Origin of the sequence: Reichenbachiella agariperforans (assembly GCF_900142205.1) — a bacterium.
Taxonomy (GTDB): domain Bacteria; phylum Bacteroidota; class Bacteroidia; order Cytophagales; family Cyclobacteriaceae; genus Reichenbachiella; species Reichenbachiella agariperforans.
In genome coordinates this window covers 1,468,979-1,487,866 of the sequence record NZ_FRAA01000001.1, presented here as the reverse complement: position 1 = coordinate 1,487,866, position 18,888 = coordinate 1,468,979, and the positions used below count along the sequence as shown (strand labels likewise).

9 protein-coding genes are annotated in these 18,888 nt (G+C 45.7%); all 9 read left to right on the top strand.

Annotated elements, in window-relative coordinates; all coding sequences use genetic code 11:
- Positions 1–18 precede the first annotated feature (18 nt).
- The 9 genes from BUB99_RS05755 to BUB99_RS05715 all read left to right on the top strand — a co-directional run bounded on the left by BUB99_RS05755 (position 19) and on the right by BUB99_RS05715 (position 18,885).
- Positions 19–348 carry an L-rhamnose mutarotase gene (locus tag BUB99_RS05755; RefSeq protein WP_073120272.1) on the top strand — a complete coding sequence of 110 codons (330 nt, stop codon included), beginning with the start codon at positions 19–21 and terminating at the stop codon, positions 346–348.
- Complete coding sequence (locus BUB99_RS05750) at positions 345–1,496, top strand: alpha-hydroxy acid oxidase (RefSeq protein ID WP_073120271.1); 1,152 nt, start codon at positions 345–347, stop codon at positions 1,494–1,496. The genes BUB99_RS05755 and BUB99_RS05750 overlap by 4 nt, the downstream gene beginning before the upstream one ends.
- Positions 1,497–1,627: 131 nt before the next feature.
- On the top strand, positions 1,628–5,794 hold the full coding sequence (locus BUB99_RS05745) for a hybrid sensor histidine kinase/response regulator transcription factor (RefSeq protein WP_084190373.1): 4,167 nt from the start codon (positions 1,628–1,630) through the stop codon (positions 5,792–5,794).
- 380 nt (positions 5,795–6,174) lie between these two features.
- Positions 6,175–9,321: a SusC/RagA family TonB-linked outer membrane protein gene (locus BUB99_RS05740; protein ID WP_084190372.1), complete on the top strand. Its 3,147-nt coding sequence runs from the start codon at positions 6,175–6,177 to the stop codon at positions 9,319–9,321.
- A gap of 27 nt (positions 9,322–9,348) precedes the next feature.
- Positions 9,349–11,148: a RagB/SusD family nutrient uptake outer membrane protein gene (locus tag BUB99_RS05735; protein WP_073120269.1), complete on the top strand. Its 1,800-nt coding sequence runs from the start codon at positions 9,349–9,351 to the stop codon at positions 11,146–11,148.
- A gap of 36 nt (positions 11,149–11,184) precedes the next feature.
- A complete protein-coding gene (locus BUB99_RS05730) occupies positions 11,185–12,885 on the top strand; it encodes an IPT/TIG domain-containing protein (protein WP_073120267.1) in 1,701 nt (566 codons plus the stop codon).
- A 351-nt stretch (positions 12,886–13,236) separates the two neighbouring features.
- Positions 13,237–15,927, top strand: coding sequence for a hypothetical protein (locus tag BUB99_RS05725; protein ID WP_084190371.1), 2,691 nt, complete (start codon positions 13,237–13,239; stop codon positions 15,925–15,927).
- 7 nt (positions 15,928–15,934) lie between these two features.
- Positions 15,935–17,413, top strand: a complete 1,479-nt coding sequence (locus tag BUB99_RS05720; protein ID WP_245816804.1) for a sulfatase-like hydrolase/transferase — start codon at positions 15,935–15,937, stop codon at positions 17,411–17,413.
- The gene (locus BUB99_RS05715; protein ID WP_073120263.1) at positions 17,410–18,885 is read left to right on the top strand and encodes a sulfatase-like hydrolase/transferase; all 1,476 of its coding nucleotides are present in this window, start codon (positions 17,410–17,412) and stop codon (positions 18,883–18,885) included. The genes BUB99_RS05720 and BUB99_RS05715 overlap by 4 nt, the downstream gene beginning before the upstream one ends.
- Positions 18,886–18,888 lie beyond the last annotated feature (3 nt).

Genomic DNA, 18,888 nt, shown 5'->3' with positions numbered 1-18,888 from the left:
CCAATAAGCTTTTATTAAATGAAAAAATATATACTCACTTTAGATGTGAAGGATGATCCTTCATTGATCCAGGCTTACAAAGAGCATCATCAGGCTGTGTGGCCAGAGGTGCAGAAAAGCATCATAGATTCCGGTGTCGAGCGGATGGAAATTTATCATGTGGGAGATCGACTGGTCATGACTGTGGAGGCAAGGGATGATTTTTCGTTCGAAAAGAAGAATGCCTTGGATCAGAACAATCCAAAAGTGCAAGAATGGGAAGAACTGATGGATCAATACCAAAAGCGATTGCCCTTTGCCGCTAAGGGAGAAAAATGGGTAGTAATGAACAAAATATTTGAACTATGAGCAAGTGGGCATATAACTCCAGTTACCCGTCGATAGACGATTTGATCAAAAGAGCGAAGAAAAAAGTGCCTCGATTTGCTTTTGAATACCTCGATGGAGGATGCAACGAGGATGTGAATTTGGTGAGGAATACCAAGGAGATTCGAGATGTGGAATTGATCCCCCAGTACTTGACCAAGCACACGCATTCGGATATGTCTACCGAACTATTTGGGCATACCTACGATGCGCCGTTTGGGATCGCTCCAGTGGGCTTGCAGGGCTTGATGTGGCCCAAGGCTCCTGAGATCTTAGCCAAGGCGGCTTTTCGGCACAATGTGCCGTTTATTCTCAGTACTGTCACTACCATGAGTATCGAAAAGGCCAGCGAACTGACCGAGGGGCGGGCGTGGTTTCAGCTCTATCATCCAGCCAAGGATGAGGTGAGAGACGATATTCTCAAACGTGCAGATGCAGCCGGTTGTCCAGTATTAGTATTGCTGTCCGATGTACCTACTTTTGGTTTTCGTCCCAGAGACATTCGCAACGGGCTGGCCATGCCGCCAAGTATGACTGTGAACAACATGCTACAGATCATGGGGAGGCCAGAGTGGGCATTGAGAACTTTGATCAACGGTCAGCCAAATTTTGAGACACTTCGTCCCTATATGCCCAAGAATCTAAACATGAAGCAACTCGGTAAATTCATGGATCAAACGTTTTCGGGTAGGCTAAACGAGGATAAAATAGCAGCCATACGTGACAAGTGGAAAGGAAAGATCGTATTGAAAGGAGTTGCCAGCGAAGAAGATACTGAGAAGGCTATCAAGTTGGGATTGGATGGGATCATCGTCTCCAATCACGGAGGTAGACAGTTGGACGCAGGGCAGTCGAGTATCGTGCCGATGACTCGTATCGCAGAGAAATACAAAGGTCAGATCAAGGTCATGATGGATAGTGGTCTTCGATCAGGTCCAGACGTAGCAAGGACATTGGCCAGTGGAGCGGAGTTTACTTTCATGGGCAGGAGCTTTATGTATAGCGTAGCTGCGCTGGGTAGCCAAGGAGGAGACCATATCATAGGAATGCTCAAAACACAGTTGCTGCAAGTAATGGAGCAAATTTGTTGTGAACGAGTCGAGGATTTTCCTAATTTTAAGGTGAGATGAAGTCATGCTGTGTTTCAGGATGACTTCATCATTAGCAGCAGAGAGATTTATTATTATTGAAAAAAGATTAGATTGGACACAATCGCAATCGGTAAAGACTACTTTGCTTGCAGCATTGATTTGGAGGGATTATGAAAGCAAATAGAAAGTGTCATTTGGTCGTAGGGTTGCTGTTGAGTTGTAGTTTGGCATGGGCACAACCCCAATTTTCCAATCTCAAATTTGAGAATTACTCTACACCGCAGGGATTGTCGAGTAGTACATGTTTGGAAGTGTTTCAGGATAGCCGTGGTTTTTTGTGGTTTGGGACGATCGACGGGCTCAACCGCTATGACGGGTATGGTTTTGAGGTTTTTCGTCCGATCATTGGCGACTCCACATCCATTAGCAACAACAGAGTTTATGCTCTCGAAGAAGATAAATATGGTAACCTGTGGGTAGGAACCAAGAATGGGTTGAACATATATCGACACGAAAAGGGGGCTTTTCGACGGATACACTTATATGACAAAAGTCTTTTTCACATCAATACGCGTGACGTCATCAATGACATTGATTACAACCCGTTAAACAATGAAATTTGGGTGGCTACTAAAAATGGAGTGAGCAAGGCCGAATTGAATCGCTTTGACTCAGGCGATGAACAAGCACTTCATTTTTCTCACTATCTCAACCATCCTTCGGACAAGACCTCCTTGGATGACAATGATGTCTCTCGTATAGATATTGACGAACAAGGTAATGTTTGGTTGGTGACCGGTGGAAGCCATTTGCATAGATACAGGCCTGATCAGGACAATTTTCAACGAATCACCATCCCCAACAATGGAGGAGAATCTTTAGATCACTTGCCTAAGGCGTTGATGGTGGATAAGGGAGGCAAAGTATGGGTAGGCAATAACCTGTCGCAGTTGGCTGTGATGGACCAAAATCAAGTTTTTGAAAACCCTGTCATTGCAGAGGAAAGCATAGCGATATATGACATCTATCAAGGGCAAGATCACAACGTCTGGATTGCTACCTCCGACCATGGAGTCTATGTAGTGGATACTCAAGGGAAACTGTTGCATCATATGCAGCATGATTCTAGTGATCCCTTCTCTATACCCAACAATCAAGCGTCCAAGTTGCTGCAAGATCAGGATGGTATATTCTGGATTGCGACATACAACGAAGGGATGGTTAAGTTGGATTTGTCCAAAGGAGCTTTCGGGCACAACTTCTACAAAAAGAGTAAAGATTCTGATATTAGAATAGCACAGGCTGTCATGCAAGACCTAAAGGGGCGATTGTGGATAGGTACGGATGGTGCAGGTATCAATTATTTTGATGAAATGTCAGGGGAGTTTGAGCAGTTTAGACATGATCCCAAAAATCCCAACTCACTGAGTTCTGATAAGGTCCTGTATTTGGAAAAATGCTATGATGGGGATATTTGGGTATGTACTTTGGATGGGGGGTTAAATAAGTTTGATCCAGAGACCAAGCGCTATGTCCATTACAAACATGACCAATCTGATTCTACTAGCATTGCCCAAAATTCAGTGTGGTGTGCAGTAGAAGATCAAAAGCACCGATTATGGGCAGGGACGCAAGAGGAAGGTCTCAATGTATTGGACCCTCGGACGGGTAGCTTTGTGCAATTTGAACACACACCCTATGACTCGACCAGTATTTTAGGGGATTATGTGTTTTCATTATACATAGACTCACATGAGAGACTTTTGGTAGGCACGTCTAGAGGTATGTGTTGGGCTGATATCTCTGGCGATTTGAGCGAAGGGTTGGTTTTTAATAAAGTCGATGAACCCAATGTTACAGGCATATTGATCAATGATATCGTAGAAGATCATTTGGGGGATATTTGGGTAGGATCTGATTTGGGCCTGCACAGATTGAGTGCTGCTCTCAATTTGAAAAAGACCTACTCTACCGAAGATGGAATCCCCAACAATCTAGTGATAGGAGTGGAGGAGGATGAGCAAAAGCAGCTTTGGCTCATCACCAAAAGTGGAATGAGTTGTTTCGATTTTGAAACAGAAAGTTTCAAAAATTACAACGTCAGTGATGGATTGCAGGGGATGGAATACCAAAGTAAGTCGATTGCCCGACTCAAGGACGGTCGAATATTGGCAGGAGGAATCAACGGATTCAACCTTTTTGATCCTCGCAACATTGCCCAGGATACGCTACAAGTATTGCCCATATTGATAGATTTTAAAATCTTGAATCACTCCATACATGCTGGAGAGGAATTGAATGGACGGGTCATTTTAGAGCACGCATTGGATCAGTCCAAAGAAATAGTCTTGAAGCACAACGAAGGGTACATCACCCTTTCTTTTGTCGCTTTGCACATGCATAATCCCGACCGTGTCAAATATGCTTACAAATTACATGGAGCAGATCAGAGCTTTGTACAGGCGGGACCGACCCGCATGGCGAATTACTCTGGATTGCAGCCGGGGAGTTATCGTTTTGAGGTGAAGGCCTCTTTGAATGGGGACTGGAGTACCGCGGCTTCTACCGTTCTATGGCTCGAAGTACTTCCACCGCCATGGAAAACCTGGTGGGCCTATACGATCTATATTCTTTTGATCTCATTGGCTACATGGATGCTTTTCAAATATTACACCAAGATGGTGAATGAGGAGCGTGAGCGTGAGTTGGATCACATGAAGCTGCAGTTCTTTATGAACGTGTCTCATGAATTTAGAACACCTCTGACGCTTATATTGAACCCAGTAGATAAGATCATTTCTTCATTCAATGATCCAGAGATCGTCAAGAATTCTGCGTTTGTCATCCAAAGAAGTGCACGTAAACTGCTCAATTTGGTCAATCAACTGCTTGATTTTAGGAAAATGGATTTGGGTAAGGCTCCTCTAGACCCTATAAAAGGGGATATTGTGCCTTTCATCAAGGACATCACGAAGTTGTTTGAAGATCTGGCTAGAGAAAAGGAGATTGAAATGACGTTTTCGTCGACTATTGATGGCATGTTTATTTGGTTCGACCCGGACAAGATAGAGAAAGTGCTATCCAACCTGCTGTCGAATGCACTCAAATTCACTCCGAAGGGAGGAAAAGTAGAAGTGATAGTCGATCACAAACAAGATGTTGGGGGGACTTTGTTTGGGACACGCAAACTGGGAGAATCCGTAGAAATAAAAGTAAAGGATTCAGGGATAGGCCTGAAGAAAGAGCAACTTAGTGCTGTCTTCGATCGCTTTTTTCACATCGACAATACCAACTCTGGTACTGGGATAGGACTCAATTTTACCAAAAGTCTCGTTGAGCAACATGATGGCGTGATCACCGTAGAGAGTGATTATGGACAAGGGAGTTGCTTTACAGTGAATCTACCGTTGGAAAGCAAGCAACTTCAAGACGCGCTCAAGGGGAACCAAGAAGTCAGGCGTACGATCAAGGATTTTGACATGAATAGCATCAAGTCTTTGGAATATGAAATTTCGATTTCGGATATGAATGTATTGGATTCGGATGAAACGGCAGATACATCTGGGTATCAAACCATCCTGATTGTAGAGGACAACAAAGAGTTGCGGGTACACCTGAAGAATGAACTAAGGCACCAGTTTAAAATCAAGGAGGCTGCCAATGGTCAGGAAGGCCTTGAAAAGGCCAAGAAATTTTATCCAGATATCGTGATCAGTGACGTGATGATGCCAGAGATGGATGGTTTTGAAATGTGTCGCAATATCAAAACCAACACCGATACCTGTCACATTCCTGTGATACTCCTGACTGCACGTAGTTTGGAAGAGGACAGGATAGAAGGCTATGAAATAGGAGCCGATGCTTACTTGCCCAAACCTTTCAATGTCAACGTACTACGTGCTCGGATCAAAAACCTGTTGGAGTCCAAAAAGCGTCTGAGAGAAAAATTTGTGTCCCAGACAGGAATAATGGCGTCAAGCGAATTGACTACCAACTCTTTGGATGAGAAGTTTTTGGATGATGTAACCAAAGTAATTCTAGAGCATGTAAGTGATTCTGACTTTGGTTTAGAAGATGTACTGACCGAAATGGGTGTGAGTCGTTCACATTTCTACCGAAAAGTCAATTCACTAACAGGTCAAAACCCCAGCAACTTTATTCGTACCATTCGATTGAAGCATGCTGCTGAGCTCTTGAAGAAGAGAACGGGCTCTATCAAAGAAATCGCCTTTATGTCAGGCTTCAATTCTACCGCATACTTTTCTAAAACCTTTCGAGAGCTGTTTGGGATGACTCCCAACGAATTTGCAAGCAAGAGTGATGACGCATCAGCGTGATTGTATTGTTGCTGTGGTTTTAACTTAGTGTCCATACTGCTATAAATTTTCGTTCTCTGATTTTTTTTCATTCACATTTGGAATTATAATGTGCGAAAAAACCACGTATAGCTGCTTTTTCACATGATGGATCATGTTTTATAAGCTATGAATCATGAATTATATAGCGTCATTAGTTAATCAGCTAGAATTGAGTTGTCAATCTGTAGGATTGCGACTTGAAATGAATTGATTACTAAAAAGCAGAGCGTATGAAGTAAAGAGAAAGTTGAGACTCTTAGAGATAAGGAGTTGTGAGAGAAACCCTTTTCGGGTGGACTAATCAATACAATTAGAATGTCTACATCGTAGATATAATAAGCATATTAAGAAACTAAATTATGAAAAAAACTATTACTAAAAGCATTGGATTGCGCCTAAAAGCGGGTGCAATCATGTTGCTACTGACATGCCTGTCAGTAGCCTCAGTATTCGCACAAGGTGCCCAGATATCTGGGCAAGTACTGGATGAAACGGGTATGGGGTTGCCTGGTGCTACCGTCATGGAAGTAGGTACAAATAATGGTACTACTACTGATTTGGATGGAGAATTCAACATGAACTTAGTTGGAGAAGATTCTCAACTTTCTATTTCTTTTATAGGTTACCGTACGCAGACGATAACTGTGGGTAGTCGTACCCAGTTCAGTGTCAACATGGAGGTAGATGCACAAAGCCTAGAAGAAGTGGTTGTCGTTGGATACGGTGAGAAAACCAAAGCTACCTTGACTGGGGCGGTAGAGCAGGTGACTGCAGCTACCTTTGAGGATCGTGCTGTTACGAACCCAGCTTTGTCTCTACAAGGACAGACTCCAGGTCTAGTGGTGACTCGAGGATCGAGTCGTCCAGGTAATGAAGGCATCACGATGCAGATCAGAGGAGCTACTTCTATCAACGGTGGTGATCCATTATGTATTATTGACGGAGTACCTGTAGTAGGACTACGTGAATTCTACAACATGAACCCTGACGATATCGAGTCTGTGAGTTTGTTGAAAGATGCCTCTGCATCTATCTACGGTTCGCGTGCAGCCAACGGTGTAATCTTGGTGACTACCAAGAAAGGGTCTGGTGGCATGACAGTAGACTATAGCAACAACTTCCGACTCAACACGATAGGTATTCGTCCTCCGACTCCAGGTATGGAGGAGTATGCTTCAATGTTCATCGATGCTGTAGAGCAAGATGGTACGAACGACTACTGGGGATGGTCCACATTGGAAAACATGGAAGGTATGGCCAATGGCGAAGCTAGAATCTACCCAGGGACAGCTTGGGGAGATCTCTATTTGGAAAGTTCAGATAGATTCAATGATTTCTATGGCAATAGCTTTTCGCAGCAGCACAATTTGAGTGTATCTGGTGGAGATGACAAAACAAAGTATAGAATTTCGGGTGGTTTTGCAGACAACAGAGCGCCTCTAAAAATCGCATACGACGGACAAAAGCAATACAATATTCGTTTCAATTTTGAGCATAAGCTTTCTGATCGAATTACTTTTCAGTCAGGGATGACTTATCAGCAGACCAATAGCTCTAGTCCATCTGGAGGTATACAAGGAGGTGTGTACAATGATCCTCCAGTGTTTCCTGCCAAGAACCCTTATGGCCAGTGGTATGCCAACTTTAATGTAGGAGGCAGAAACTCCGTAGGTCAAGTAGTCGACGGTGGTACCAAAGACGTCAAAGAAGATTTGACGAAAGTTAATTTGGGATTGAATGTCAACATCATCGAAGGGTTAGATTTCAAAGTGTTGGGGTCGGTCAACCGACGTATCGGTCGTACAGACGAAGTTTATTTGAGTGTACCTCTCTATACGTGGGCTGGAGATCAGATAGGAATGGTCAATTCGAGTTCTTCAATTAAAAACACTTATAATGACGCTACTTACCAAAACTATGGTGGTTTCTTGAACTATGAGAAGACAATCGCTGAAGATCACTACGTATCGGCTATGATCGGTGTGACTGCTGATCTCAGCGAAAATAGGGACTTGATGGGCAAGCGTACAGGTCTCGAAGATCAAGGAGTGTATGACCTGGATGTGGCAGCTCAAGACCTCATGCAAAATGAAGGGGGAGCTGGACACTGGGGACTCTACTCTTATGTGGGTAGATTCAACTACGAATTCAAAGGTAAGTACTTGGTTGAATTCATCGGCAGAAGAGATGGTTCTTCCAAATTTGCAGAAGGATATAAGTGGGCTAACTATGGAGGAGCATCTGCTGGATGGGTATTGACAGAGGAAGCATTCCTTAGAGATAATCCTGTTTTGAGTTTTTGGAAATTGAAAGCTAGTTATGGTGAAATGGGTAACCAAGTAGGTATTGATAATAATGACTATGTATCTACCATCAGTACAGGTTCGATACCTTTTGGGTCTACTCCTGCTGTACAAAATACTGCTCGTGTGAGCGGGATTACTACCAATGTGAGAACTTGGGAACGTGTGAAAATGACCAACTTTGGTACTGAGTTTACCCTACTCAATCATAAGCTGAACGGTTCATTTGATTACTATATCAAAGAAAACGAAGGGATGCTGTCGACACCAGTTTTGTCAGCAATATTGGGGGGCAATGCACCTAAGACCAATATAGGTACCTTGGAGACCAAAGGTTGGGAAGCAGTATTGGGTTATAAAGACCAAATCGGCGAATTCAGCTATGGCGTGTCTGTTAACATGGGTAATAGTACCAATGAGCTTGTTAAGCTAGAGGGATCAGACTCATACAATGCGGGCAAAGTAGCTCAGCGTGAAGGTTATCCACTCAATTCTTATTTCATGTACCAGACCGATGGACTTTTTGCTGATCAAGCAGCAGTAGACGCATATTATGCGGAGTATACGGCTACTAGTCAGGGAGAGCTGCCAGTACAAGGCAATGCAGCCCAAGCTCTCAGACCAGGAGACATTATCAAAGTAGATGCGGATGGCAATGGGTATATTTCTGCCATTTCGGACGAAGGCGGTGATGTAAGATACATGGGAGATGCAGCACCTCACTACAACTATGGTATCAATGCCAACATGAGATGGAAAGGGTTTGACTTTACAGCTAATTTCCAAGGCGTATTGAACCAAAACATCCAAAGAACAGGTCACATGTCATATCCTTTCAGAGCGATATGGTCTACGAGTACTACCTCGTATCAGGGACTTACTTGGACAGAAACCAATACAGGAGCTGATTATCCACGTTTGACTACTAATGGTACTCGATCAGGGTACAACTGGTTGAACAATGATTTTGCATTGCAAAACAACAGATACATCAGGTTGAAAACCCTGGTAGTGGGATATACTCTCCCATCGTCTGTGTTGGAAAAAATCAGGTTGAGAAAAGCAAGAGTGTACTTCTCTGGTAATGATTTGTGGGAAGCTACTTCTATCAAAGATGGTTATGATCCGGAAATGGGTGAGACAGGTAGCGATATATATCCGTTCACCCGAACCTATTCTTTGGGTCTAGATATCACATTCTAGTTTTGGAACTTTAAAAGCGAAAACAACATGAAGAATTATATAAAAATATCAATGGTGGTGGTTTTGACCATCATATATGGATGTCAGGATAAGTTTTTGGAACTGGATCCTTTGGATAGTGTGACTGAGTCGGTTTATTTCGAGACTCCTGAGCACTTCGATGCAGCGGCAAATAGCCTGTATACACAGTTGATTGGTTTGCAAAAGGTCAAAGGCTCAGGGTTGAGTAATGACTATCAGGTAGGCTATGCGGATTTTATGGATTTTGGTACGGACTTGATCGCCTTTGTCCAGCCAGAGGGAAGAGGTAGTTTGATTGTGACGGAGCAAGATAAATATTGGTCGAATTGGTATTACTGGTTGCGTGATGTCAACATGATCCTGAAAAAAGCAGACGAATATGACGGTAATGTGGAGGATATTGAGCAACCGATAGGTACAGCGTATTTCTTCCGTGCATGGCATCACTTTTTGTTGCTACAGCGATTTGGTGGAGTGCCGATCGTGACCTCTGTATTGGATTTGGATTCTCCAGAGCTTTCTGGTCCTAGAAACAGCCGATACGAAGTAATCGCTCAAGTCTTGTCGGATTTGGATGTGGCTATCGATCTCTTGCCTACAGAACAGCAGTTAGATGCTGGTGATAAGGGTAAAATAAGTAGATGGGGCGCGGAAGCATTCAAAGCAGAAGTGCTTTTATATGAAGCAACTTGGGAAAAGTATGTGGGTACCACCACTGATGGTGATGGTGTAAACACTGGCGCTGGAAGTGCAATGCCTGATAACTACCCTTCTACAGGTGATATGTTGACTGAAGCCATTGCTTTGTCTAAAGATGTGATGGACAATGGTGGTTATGAATTATGGAATCATAATACAGAGCTTGATAGCATGAGTAGCTACTATTTGTTCAACCTAGAAGATGGTGATTCTAATCCTGCTGGACTAGACAAGTCAACCAATAATGAATTTATCATCCAAGGAATCTATGATTTTGTCTTGAGAAGAGGTGGAGTCAATATAAGTCACGTAGTAGACGGTAGAACTGCACCAAGTAGAAAATTCATGGATATGTTCCTATGTGTGGATGGCTTGCCAGTAGATAAGTCAACCGAGTTTCAAGGATATTACACTGTGTCTGATGAGTTCGAAAATAGAGATTTTCGTATGAATGCCTACTATTATGGTGTCCCAGAGGGAGGTTCTCCTGCTCTGTCACCCCCTACTAGTGAGGGTAACCCTACGGGTATATTGGGTCAGAAGTTTAGATCATGGAACTACCCTACGTATAGAAATGTAAATGAGGAATCTTTCAATTTTCCACTTTTGAGATTAGCTGAGGTTTATTTGATCTATGCAGAGTCATTGTTCGAGTTGAACGGTACGATTACCGATGCACAGCTGGATGAGTCGATCAATAAGATTCGTGAAAGAGCGGGCGTGGCAGACTTGACTAATGCTTTGGTATCTAATTATAACCTCGATATGCTTGAGGAAATAAGGAGAGAGCGTGCAGTAGAGTTGTTTTTGGAAAACAGCCGATACAACGATCTGAAAAGATGGGGAATCGCTGAACAGGAGTTGAATGCGCCAATCTTGGGAGCGATAGTTGAAGGGACCTTGTACGAGGCAGATGCTAGTCTTTATGACCCTTCGGTATACATCTATGGAGAGCAGGAAGTAGAAAACGGTACGGGTTCACTACTTAGAGCTACGGTCATTGATCCAGCATCTAACCGTAGCTTCGATAGAAAGGACTATTTGTTCCCATTACCGACTGCACAGTTGAACCTCAACAAGGCGTTGACTCAGAATCCAGAGTGGTAAGGTAGTAGCAGTTTGCTCAACGAAAAAACATGAAAAATGAAGAAGATTATAAAAAATAATATCGCAGTGCTGGCACTGGTATTTGGGATCATGGCGATCTACAGTGCTTGCGAACCAGAAGAGGTTGGATACAAGGAATATCCAGAACCAACTTTAGGAGATTTTTCTCCTAAAGCTGGAAAGCCCAATGCATTGGTAACTATTACAGGAACAGACTTTGGTGATTATGCAGATGCCGTCACAGTTACTTTTGGTGATTTCGAGGCAGAGGTAATAGAAAGTGTAGCCAATGAAGAAATCAAGGTGAGAGTACCGTCTCAGGTCTTGGCAGGAGAGAATGACTTGATGGTTACTGTTTGGACACATGATGTGGCATTTTCAGAGGTATTCAACGTATTGCCTGGAGGAGTGATTGATTCAATAGCACCAGTGTCAGGTGTTGTGGGAGATATTGTGACTATATATGGTAAGAACTTCGGTACTGTAGAATCTGATGTGCAGGTTTTCTTTTCTGGAATAGATGAACCAGTCCAAGCGAAAGTATTGTCAGTTTCTGATACTAAAATAGAGGTAGAAGTACCTTTGGCAGTTTCTGGACCACTTACTGTGCAGGTAGATCCTCAGGAACTTCAGACAGAACGTTTCACTTTCCCATTCGTAGGGGTAGATGCTCAGTTTGATAGCGATAATGCAGGCTGGGTTGCTCAGCAAAACGCTACTCAATCAGTAGCTGATGGTGAGCTCAGTGTTGAATTCGTAGGGGGAAGTCAAGCTGACCTGATGTTCGATGGTAATACAGTGATCGATGTAGGAACGTTCCCGATTCTGGCCGTAAGAATGTCTAGATTGGGAGACGCAGACCTGCAGATTATTAGTGATATTGGTGTGTTTGGTAATGATTATAACACCCATAGTTATGTAGGAGGCGCAGCGGATGTCGTATATTGGGATTTAAGTGCGATTCCTCTAGTGGCTGAAGATGGCAGTGAAAGCATGCTCGATGCATTAACTGTATTCAGAGAGTTTGGATTCCATATTGACGCTCGTTCGTCTGAGATGGGGTACAGCGTAGATTGGATCAAATCTTACGAATCAATCGCTTTAATGAAAGCAGACATAGTTGAGAATTATCCTGCTGGTAAACTCTTCTGGGAGTTTGATACAGAAACCCTACCTGCTCCAGATTGGACAGAAGAGGATTACCTGAACCTTGAATTTGTAGATCATAGAAATAATCCAATGTGGCAGGAAGATGGTAAATTTTGGGCTACTCATACAGCCAATCGTCTTGGATTTTGGAGAGCATGGGATGGTACCAGATTGATAGTAAATGGTGGATACCCAGCGGGTGTTGCAACACCAGTAGCTGTACCTGATATAGCTTATAATCCAGAATATCCAATCATTGCTTTAAAGGGAGAATTTTGGGGAGCGACTCCAGGTTATTTCTGGCACAACTCACAAGGTAATAATCCAGGTGTCAATCTGGAAGGTGCTACTCAACAACTCGTCGGCTACACTGGTGAGGGACAAATATGGTACATAGACGGGGCAACAACAGTTGAGGTAGCTGCTGACTATGATACCAACAATGTGAACGGTACTGTATGGTTTGATCAGTGGGGCTTTGATTATAATAGTGGAGCTGCTGCTGTTGAAGGGACTAATTACTGGGTTGATTGGGTGATTTCTTTCAAATCAGTTGAAGAACTTGAAGCATACGCTGAAAATCATTAATTGGTTTGTGAAAGTTTAGTCAAATACAAAAGAGCAAAGTGGCTACTTTGCTCTTTTTCTAAACCATCACATTACGATACCCTTTTTGGTTCATATTAGATGAACTTGGGCTTTCTCTAACGAGGAAGCCCTTTTTTTTGTAGTCAGTTTAAGCGTAAATTATCTAAGCGGACAAGTGTTTGGAGCTTGGCATGTCAGTCTTGCTTCGTATACTAATTCATTTGTCTTGCTCAATCAGAGAAATGCCTTCATTTTGGAGATTTTGACACATAATTTATCGGTCTCGAACGATGAGTGATAGCCAAAATCTTGCTTTTGACTGAAATTACGGGCTGTAAAGCTGTATTTATTATGAAAGAAAATATGACATGGTCATCATGGTTCAAACCTATGCTTTGGACTTTGGTACTCCTATTTCACCTCCCCATACTGGCACAGACTACCAGTACAAGCCAGCATCCCGCTTTGTACGTCAGTACAGAAGATCGGGGAGTTATCCAACAAAAAATCGAAAGCGAAGATTGGGCCAAGGCTAGCTGGGACAAGCTGCTACAGGAGGTAGAACCCTATGCCAATAGGCACCAGACAGATCCAGACTGGATCGTATCTCGCCTGGCCATGTACTGGCAAGATGGTGAGCGATACACCCAATGCTATATCAAAAATCAAGACTGGGACTATGGTGAAGGCAATGCTCCAGTACCGACTGTACGCCTCCCCGGCATGCGTCGCTGGAATGACTACTACAATGTACCACTAGAAGAGCGCACACCTTACAATGCTACTGGTGATATGTGGGGCGTGAGTCGATCCTCGGGAGATACGACCCGTATACTGGTACCCTACAAGGAGTCGGGACACATGATTCGCCAAAACAACATGGAGATCCTCAAACTGGCAGAGAAGTCGGCTTTTGCGTATTATCTCACGCAGGACGAAAAGTACGCCAAGTTTTCTTCGGACATTCTGTGGGCCTGGCTGCTGGGTACCTATTACATGGAGCCGCCTTTGGATCCAGAGGAGTCTTCCAATGGCCCAGGGGGATATGCACCGGGCGGTATTCTGGGCTACTACGACTATGAGGTGATCCACGACGATCGCCAGGAACCGGCAGCTTTTACGTATGATTTTGTACGTGATTATATGAGTGCACACCCGCACGAGCATCTCCAAACGCTGGATATGACCATTACGGATTTGGCTGGCGTGGTATTCAAGCGGTTCATCGAGATCGGACTCGTACGCGGTGGCGACAAGGGCAATTGGAACGTAAACCGATACCGCCACATCATACCGAGTATGCTGGTGCTAGAGTCTGACGACTACTATGCCGATGGCAAAGGAAAGGAACATTATATCCCCTACTATACGGAGATATCCACAGAGTATCACGCGGCACTACCCAAGATCCTGCAAAACTATGATCCTGACACGGGGTTATGGCCTGAGTCTCCCGGCTATGCCTCAGGCATGATCGGAGCGATACTACAGATGGCCATGCCGCTGTATAAGGCGGGTGTCAATACAGTAGGAGACAATCCGATCATTCAGAAGGCAGCCATGGCTAACATCGGCTGGCTCGATCCGCGAGGCAACCTCGTGGTATTTGGTGATATGCGCGGTGGTCCGCTAGGATTCGATGTTTTTGAGAGACTGCTGACCTACTACTCATGGGTAGGGAGCGACGAGTATGTGTCCAAAGTAGAGACCGTGATCAACAAAGGTATCGAGATGGGGCAGTACGACCGTGCCGATGGGGAGTGGCGCAGCATCGTACTCAATCAGCCCATCCAATCCAACCAGACGACTTTGCCCTACCACGGAGCTGCCTTCTCGCGTTTTCATCGTCACATGATCCTGCGCAATGGCAATGACGAGGACAATGGCATGATGTTTACCCTCTACGGAGGCAAGAAAGGGGGGCATCTCTCGCCCAATGGTCTGGCTTGGCAGTTTTACCACCAGGGTTGGGCGATGGCGCCTGACGCCTCGGCCTATGAGTCCTACTGGTCGAAGGATGCCGGCTATCATCGCAACATCGTCGGTAGCAATACCATCATCCAAGGTTATCAGAAAGGGGATATCACAGTCAATGCCATGTCTCCGGTGGTGCCAGAAGGGCAGTTTTACAACGATGACGTGATATCAAAATACTGCTCGTTTGCCGATGTGTCGGCGGACGAAAAACGTCGAGTCATTGCGATGATTCGTACATCACCGACATCAGGATATTATGTAGATATATTTCGCTCGGATCTGGAGGACAATGACTACCTCCATCACAATCTGGGAGATAAGCTGACTCTACAAAGCGTGTCAGGAGAGCCACTGGTACTGACCGACGCGGAGATCGCCAATCCACCGCACAAGGCCTATTCGTTTTTTGAGGAAGTAAAGGCCGTAGCTCACGAGGGAGACTTCCAGGCTACCTGGACGATAGATCAGGTATCGCCATCTATCAGCACCACGATGTGGATGACGGGAGAGACCGGACGTACACTGTACCAAATGGATGCCCCGCCTACGACGCTGCGCCCTGATGTGACGCCAGGCCAGGTCAACAAGGCACCACAAAATACTCCAACCCTGCTGGTACAGCAGTACGGCAGCAATGGCGCAGCACATCCGTTTGTAGCCGTATTCGACAGCTATGCAGGAGACCAAAGTAGCGTAAAGCAAGTGGAGACGAAAGCGGCTTCAGCGACCTTCGTTCAGCTAGAGGTGACCTCAGCGACGAGTGAGCAAACCATCTATCAGGCTACCGATGACCAGGTGCATGAAGGAGGTAAGAAACAGCAATTTCAAGGTAGATTGGGTGTAGTATCACAGAAGGACGGAGAGCTGGAGTACTTGTTTCTCGGGCAAGGCAAGCAGTTGCAATTTGGCAAATATGCGCTCGAAGCAGTGAGTGAGCCGGCGACTGTAGAGCTGCGCTGGCAAGATGGTCGATGGTACTACAGTGCCGATCAGTCGGTCCGTATCAAACTGAAAAAAGGAAAGACCAAAGAGTACCCTGCTGGGTATGATTTATTGATAGACTAAAAGATAAATGATGAAAAATACAGTGAAATATATAGGACTATTAAGCAGCTTGTTGATCTTGTTTTCAGGCTGTAGCAAAGAAAAGGAGCAAAAGGAGAGCGAGCGTCCCAATTTTCTCTTTGTATTGGTAGACGATCAGTCACCATTTGACCTTAAGCAATACGATCCCAATTCGATCCTGGAGACGCCCACGATCGATCGATTGGCTGCAGGGGGCATGGTGATTGAGAGTGCGCGCCACATGGGCTCGATGAACGGTGCGGTGTGCACCCCTTCGCGGCACATGATCATGACGGGGCGCACGTTGTGGCATTTGCCACCGAGCGCGGAGTTTCAGAAGCAAACCGATCCGCATCCACTCGATACGATGACCCTGCCGGCGATCTTCAATCGCGCCGGATACAAGACCATGCGTACTTGCAAGAAGGGCAACTCCTACCCAGGAGCCAATCGCCAGTTTGCGGTGGTCAAAGATGCCACCAAGCGCGGGGGGACCGAAGAGTCCGGCAGTGCCTGGCATGCCCAGCAGGTACTCGACTATCTGGGAGAGCGCGAGACAGCCGGAGAGGACGATCCTTTTATGATATACTTTGGCTTTTCGCATCCGCATGATACCCGCAACGGTACCCCTGAGCTGCTGGCCAAATACGGAGCGACCAATCACAAGGACAAAGAAACCATCCCGGCAGCCAATCCCAAGCAACCACCGCTGCAGGACAACTATCTGCCAGCCCACCCTTTTTTTCACGGACATCCCGAACTGCGTGACGAAGAGCGTGTGAGCGGTGTGTGGAAGAGAAGGGACGAAAACACCATCCGCAACGAACTGGGGCGCGAGTACGCCTGCTCGGAGAATATCGATAGCCAGATGGCAAAGGTATTGGCCAGGTTGGAGCAGATGGGAGAGCTGGACAATACTTACATCATTTACACCTCCGATCATGGTATGGCTATCGGACGTCATGGTCTGCAGGGCAAGCAGAACCTGTATGAGCATACCTGGCGCGTGCCTTTCATCGTAAGTGGACCCGGGATCCAGCCCGGACAGCGTGCCGAGGGTAACATCTACTTGCTAGATGTACTGCCTACCCTGTGCGATCTGGCGGGGATTGATATCCCAGAGACCGTGGAGGGAGTGAGTTTCAAGCCTGTGCTGATGGGCCAAAAAGAGACCGTGCGTGAGGTACAGTATGGTGTGTACTGCGGAGGCACCAAGCCCGGTATGCGCAGCGTACGCCAGGGCGATTGGAAGCTGATCAAATACGACGTGATGGAGGGTGTGGTGAGAGAAACCCAGCTTTTCAATCTGGCCGAAAACCCCAACGAATACCTGCCCGAGCACGGCAAGGAGGCCGAGATGCAGACCAATCTGGCCAACAATCCAAAGTATGCTGACAAACTAAAGGAGATGGAGGCACTGCTGCTAAAGCAAATGATAGCACATGATGACCCCTATAGACTCTGGGATCAAAATTCAACACTATGAAAAGAATACAAATAGCTATTTTATTGACTGTATCGCTGTTCGTTTTTTCTTGCGATAAGCAAAAGCAGGAGCAGCAATCCACACAGCAGGAGAAACCCAATATCGTGGTGTTTCTATGCGATGATTTGGGTTATGGAGACTTGTCGTCTTATGGCCATCCGATGATTCAGACGCCCAATCTGGACGGGCTGGCGGCCAAAGGCATACGCATGACCAATTTTTACTCAGCGGCACCTGTCTGCTCTCCCTCTCGTGTGGGGTTGATGACCGGACGCAGCCCCAACCGTGCCGGTATATATGACTTCATAGTCGGCGGCCACAACCCTCGCCCCAACAACCGTGACTTGGTGCACATGCAGGCGCATGAGGAGACCATTCCCCAAAAGTTGAAGTCGGTGGGCTATGCCACCTGCCTGTCTGGCAAGTGGCATTGCAGCTCGTTATTCAATGAGCCCGACAAGCAACCTACGCCGGACAAGTTCGGATTTGATCACTGGTTTGCTACGCACAACAATGCTGCGCCAAGCCACGAAAACCCGCGCAACTTTGTGCGCAATGGCCAGGAAGTAGGAGAGATCGAAGGCTACAGCTGTCAGATCGTGGTAGACGAGGCAATGGACTGGCTGGGTCAGCAGCAAGAGGACCAGCCCTTCTATCTTCAGGTCACTTTTCACGAGCCGCACGTGCCGATCGCCTCTCCGCCAGCACTGGTGCAGAAGTATCTGGCGCATTCGCAAAATGAGAACCAGGCCCAATACTTCGCTAACGTGGAAAACGTGGATATCGCCGTAGGGCGCCTGGTTCAATATCTCGAAGACAATGGCCATGACAATACCTTGATCGTCTTTACCTCGGACAATGGACCGGAAACACTGCTTAGGTATCCTCAAGCCAAACATTCCTATGGCACGACGGATGGGTTGAAAGGTCGAAAACTCTGGACGACCGATGGCGGTTTCAAAGTGCCCGGTATCGTGTATTGGATGGGAGGGGAAACCTACAATGGTGAGTCGGACGCGGTAGTCTCAGCACTGGATCTGATGCCTACCTTCTGCGAACTGGCCGGAGCAGAGCTCCCAGACCGTACACTGGATGGTCAGTCGCTTACCAATTTTCTGAAGACGGGTAAGGTGGAAAGGGAAAAGCCCTTGCTATGGGCATTCTACAACGCGCTCAACGACCGGGTGGTGGCCATGCGTGATGGCGATTGGAAGCTGATGGCTCGTCTCCAATACGATACTGCCTACTTGCCCAAAATCAAAAATGTCTACCCAGGCAATGTCGATTCTGTCAAAAATGCCGAGCTGGTAGATTTTGAACTCTACAATCTGACAGAAGATGAAAACGAGTGGAAGGACCTCTCTGCTGATCGACCAGAGCAGTTAGATAGCATGAAGGTGATCCTCAACAAGGAGTATCAGGCATTGTTGGAGGGAAGTCATGTTTGGGAACGGTCAGAACATAAAAATTAAAAC